Origin of the sequence: Xenorhabdus bovienii (assembly GCF_024721015.1) — a bacterium.
GTDB lineage: Bacteria > Pseudomonadota > Gammaproteobacteria > Enterobacterales > Enterobacteriaceae > Xenorhabdus > Xenorhabdus bovienii.
On the sequence record NZ_JANAIF010000374.1, the window covers coordinates 1 to 328 of the forward strand.

The 328-nt window shown below is 68.9% G+C and carries 1 pseudogene; it reads right to left on the reverse strand.

The window, feature by feature from the left end:
- Positions 1–306 (reverse strand): annotated as a pseudogene (locus NXS07_RS21065) (VasL domain-containing protein); the annotation flags it as partial.
- Between the last annotated feature and the right edge of the window lie 22 nt (positions 307–328).

Below are 328 nucleotides of genomic sequence, written 5' to 3' on the forward strand. Positions count from 1 at the left end.
TTCCGCGGTGTCAGTCAGCGTGCGGGCCGCGTCCCACGTCGCCAGCAGGGGCGTCTCGGCCAGCCGGTCCAGCTGGCGCTGGTAGCCCGCCAGTTCGGACTGGTACAGCCACGCCAGCCGGGCGCCCGCGGGGTGAGCCGTGATAGCCGTGAGCTGCTGGTGCAGCGGTTGGTAGAACAGCAGCCCGCTGCCCACCAGGACCAACACGCCCAATAATGCCCCGAGGCCAAAGCCCTGCCACGCACTCCAACCCCGCGGCAGCCGTTTCAGGTCGGACTGCTGCAACCGGTCGATAATCAGCTGCAACGCCCGCTCCGCCCGGTAAATC